Source organism: Streptomyces sp. HSW2009, assembly GCF_040240285.1.
Taxonomy (GTDB): Bacteria; Actinomycetota; Actinomycetes; order Streptomycetales; family Streptomycetaceae; genus Streptomyces.
Map to the genome: position 1 here is coordinate 1 of NZ_JBEHZD010000639.1, position 3,953 is coordinate 3,953.

A 3,953-nucleotide genomic window follows, 5' to 3' on the forward strand; every position below is an offset into this window, starting at 1 on the left:
AACTTGCCGCCCTCCCACAGGTCACGCTCGTCGATGATGACCTTGCCGCCCTCGGCCACCAGCTTGGACGCGGTGCCCCCCCCCCCCCCCCCCCCGGCGGGCCCCCCCGGCGGGCCCCCGGCCCCCCGCGGGCCCCCCGCCCCGCGGCGGGGCGGGGCGACTCCCGACGGCCGGTGTGCGACTCCCGCCCCGCCGGCCCCGGCTACAGTCCGACTGACGGCCGTACGCCATCGATCCGTACGGCGCCACCGGCGGACGGCGCACCACCCCCCGCCCCGTCACCACCCCACCAGCCCCCGCGACAAGGACGCCACCATGGACCTGGAGCAGCTCGACTGGCAGCCCGCCGTCCCCGAGGGCGAGAACCCGCCGGAGTACCTGGAGGTGGCCGCGGGACCTGACGGCCGGATCTACCTCAGGGAGAGCCGCAACCGCGACGAGGTGGTCATCACCACCCCGCCGAAGTGGGAGGCGTTCATCAAGGGGGTCAAGGCCGGGGAGTTCGACGGCTTCGTGGAGTGAGGGCACGGCCGTGGCTGAGGGCATGGCCGCTGGGAGCACGCCGCCGCGGCGGTCGACGGCTCCCTGGGAGCGCCGCGGCCGTACGGCACCCGCCGGCGTACGGCACCGGCCAGAACTGGCGAGCGGCCCCGTACGAGTGACACAGAACGAGCCACGGTTCGCGACGGCGCTCCCCCGAACCACCGCCACCGATCAGGTCCGTACCAGGCCGGCAGCGGAACGTGACGGAACCTCACGACACGCGCAGCAGAGCGTGACGAGAACCGAACCCGCCGGCGCCTCGTCTCACTCACTGCACATGGCTTGATCGCAGGTCAGAGCGGCAGTGGCCGGATCAGATGCAAGATCCGCCAAGAAATGCCGCCAAATCGACATGCGACAGTGGCAACTTCAGCGAAGATAGGGAATGACCCGTGCCGTGCGGCAACGGGCACACAACAACCCATAAGGGGCGGTGAGTTCACATGTACCTGGCAGCCGAAAAAGGCGACATCACCACCATCATCGGCGGAATCGCCCCCGACTGGGGGCCTTTCGGAAGCTTGGGTAACGAAGCGCGCATCATGATCGAGGTCGTGATGGCCGTATCCATTCTGCTGTGCCTCGGCATCGCCATCTGGGGCGCGGCCAAGCAGCGCATCGGCGCGACGGCCCTGCGTGACACGTTCAGCGCCGAACAGGGCAAGGGCCTGATCGTCGCGGGCCTGACCGGCGTCTTCATCATCGGCTCGCTCGGCACGCTCTTCACCATCGTGTACGGCATGGCCGTCTAGCCCCTCGCTCCACCCGTGCAGCGCCACGCGCGCCGCACGCCAGCGCGCGTCGGACCGCCACCGAGTCCGCACGCCGCGAAGGCCCACCCGTCCTCCCCCGCCCACCACCGTCCCGACCGACCACCGTTCACCCTTCCCTCCCCACGAGGCCGCTCGCTGATGCCGACCCCTCCGGGCCACTCGGACCGCCGGCCGCGTCCACCGCGGCGCGGGCGGAACGGGCGGCCGGCCCGTCGCGCCGGCACCACCCCGCCCCTCCCATCCCCCCGGTCCCGCTGCTGAGGTTGTGTCAGCTTGATGTGCACCCACACCCCCGCCCCCGCGCGCCGTCGCGCGCCGCTACCGTCGTACCAGGGCGGCACCAGAGCGCCGGCGAGCGAGCCGCCGCTCGCCCCGGCGTCGTCCGGCCGGGCGGCGCCGCCCAGAGCGGAACCGGCCGGGGCGGCCCGCACGGCAGCGACCGGGCACACGGGCGAAGGGGCGGACGCACAGTGAGTCCCAGCGGCGACGACTACGACCCCTACGGCGGGGACCACGGCGACGGGCGGCTGACCCGCACCCGGCTCCCCCCCCGCGCCCGCGGCGCCTTCGGCGGTGGGCCGCGCCCCCCCCCCCCCCCGGCCCCCGCGGGGGCCCGGCGCGCGGTGGGGGGGGGCGCGGGCCCCCCCGCCCCACCCCCAAACCGAGCCGCAGCCTGCTCACCGTGATCACCGTGGTCGTCCTGCTCGTCGCGGCCATCGCCTTCGCCAACCGGGGCGGCGGAGGCGACGACTCCTCGAACGACGGCGGAAGCAAGTCCTCCCGCGACAAGAACGAAGCGGCCCAGCCCACCGCCCCCACCGGCCAACGCCCCGTCAGCGGCAAGGACACCACCACGGGCATCGCCACCGGCTTCCCCCGCACGGAACAGGGGGCACAGAGCGCTGCGGCGAACTATGCGGTGGCTTTGGGGTCGGTGGAGATGTTCAAGAGCGATGAGCGACAGAAGATCGTGCCGCTGATCTTCACTCCCGCCGCGAGCTCACGCATGCTTCCCGAGTTGGACAAGGCGTACTCCGAGAGCGCCCTGATCGGCCTCGGACTCGACAAGAACGGCAACGCGCCCAAGGGCCAGACCTACGTCTCACGCACCGCGCCGGTCGGCACCAAGGTCGTCGCGTACTCCAACACGGCCGCCACGGTCGAAGTCTGGTGCACCGGAGTGTTCGGCATCGCCGGCGAAGGTTCACGGACACCGGTCGCCAATGACTGGTTCACCACGACGATCAAGCTGCGTTGGACAGGCCAGGACTGGAAGACCGAGAGCTACTCCCAGAAGAACGGTCCGGCACCGGTCAATGCGGACCGCACCGCGGCTACCGCCGAGGAGATCACCAAGGCGGTCGAGCAGTATGGAGGGTTCACGTATGCCCGGTAGCTCCCGCCGACGCGCCGTCTCCAGCGTTGTCGGAATGTTGGCCGCGCTACAAGCCGCCGCGTTCTTCCTCGCCTCGCGTGTGACGGCTGCTCCCTCACCGAGCCCTTCGCCAAGCCATGAACGCAACTGCGACTTCCTGCACGGCACCGTCAAAGAGAACTGCGAGAAGAACAAGAACGGGGGAGGGTCAGGCGGCCCGCCTGACACAACGTCCCCCATCGACCCCGCAGTCTCCCTAGCCCGCTCCTGCGCCAAAGCCGCCTCCTGGCTGGTCGGCAAGTTGTCCGACATGGTCAACGAGACGGCCGGGGTGGACTTCACCAACGAGACGTTCCTGCGGCAGTACGCCATCGTCTTCGCCGCCTCCACCGTGCTCACCCTGCTGCTGTGGCTGCTGGCCGTCGCCAAGCGGGCGATCCGTGGGGTGCCGTTCATGGAGGCCATCACCGAGGCCATCGGCTTCCTCTGGCTCACCGTGTTGGCCTCGGCCTTCACCCCGCTGGTGCTGTACACCGTCGTCTCAGCCACCGATGCCGTCACCGAGGTGATCGCCTCGGGTACGGGGGCCGACAACGACGCGTTCTTCGGGTCGTTCGCCGATGCGCTGAAGAAGGACGAGGACATCGGCGGCGGGCCGATCATGCTCATCGTCGTCTCGCTGGTGACCATCCTCGCCTCCGGCGTGCTCTGCCTCGAACTCGTCATCCGCGCCGCCCTGCTCTACGTCGGCGCGCTGCTCGGCACCGCCGTCTACGCGGGACTGGTCGACAAGAACATGTGGGGCCACGTCCGCCGCTGGGCCGGCCTCATGATCGCGGTCATCCTCGTCAAGCCGGTGATCATCATCGTGCTCGGGCTGGCCGGGGCGCTCTCCGGGGACGAGGGGCCCGACGCGTTCTCCGCGGTCGTCTCGGGCCTGTCGATCATCATCCTGGCCATCTTCGCCAGCGCCATGATCTACCGCTTCGTACCCGGCTTCGGCGACGAGATCATCAGCAGCCGCAACGCCAGCAACGACGCCGCCTCCCGGCAGGCCGCCGCGATCGTCAGCTCCCCGGCCGCCCTGGTCAAGCAGGGCATGAACGCCCACAGCAACCGGGCCGTTGGCGCCCCGGCCGGCGGTGGCGACGGCGGGGGGGGCGGCGCCCCCCCCCCCCCCCCCCCAGGACTCAGTCGGCCCAACTCGGGCCGCTAGCAATGCTTGTTGAGTTGGTGGCTGGTCAGCCGGCCATCCGCCGGGC

At 71.1% G+C, this 3,953-nt stretch carries 4 protein-coding genes; all 4 read left to right on the forward strand.

Annotated features, from left to right (window positions below; translation table 11 throughout):
• Window positions 1-315 precede the first annotated feature (315 nt).
• Window positions 316-522, forward strand: a complete 207-nt coding sequence (locus AAHZ94_RS29920) for a DUF397 domain-containing protein (RefSeq protein ID WP_349996848.1) — start codon at window positions 316-318, stop codon at window positions 520-522.
• A 464-nt stretch (window positions 523-986) separates the two neighbouring features.
• Complete coding sequence (locus tag AAHZ94_RS29925; protein WP_176162433.1) at window positions 987-1,295, forward strand: DUF8827 family protein; 309 nt, start codon at window positions 987-989, stop codon at window positions 1,293-1,295.
• Between the two features lie 703 nt (window positions 1,296-1,998).
• Window positions 1,999-2,712 carry a DUF8175 domain-containg protein gene (locus AAHZ94_RS29930; RefSeq protein ID WP_349996850.1) on the forward strand — a complete coding sequence of 238 codons (714 nt, stop codon included), beginning with the start codon at window positions 1,999-2,001 and terminating at the stop codon, window positions 2,710-2,712.
• A complete protein-coding gene (locus AAHZ94_RS29935) occupies window positions 2,702-3,907 on the forward strand; it encodes a hypothetical protein (protein ID WP_349996851.1) in 1,206 nt (401 codons plus the stop codon). Before AAHZ94_RS29930 ends, AAHZ94_RS29935 begins: the two co-directional genes overlap by 11 nt.
• Window positions 3,908-3,953 lie beyond the last annotated feature (46 nt).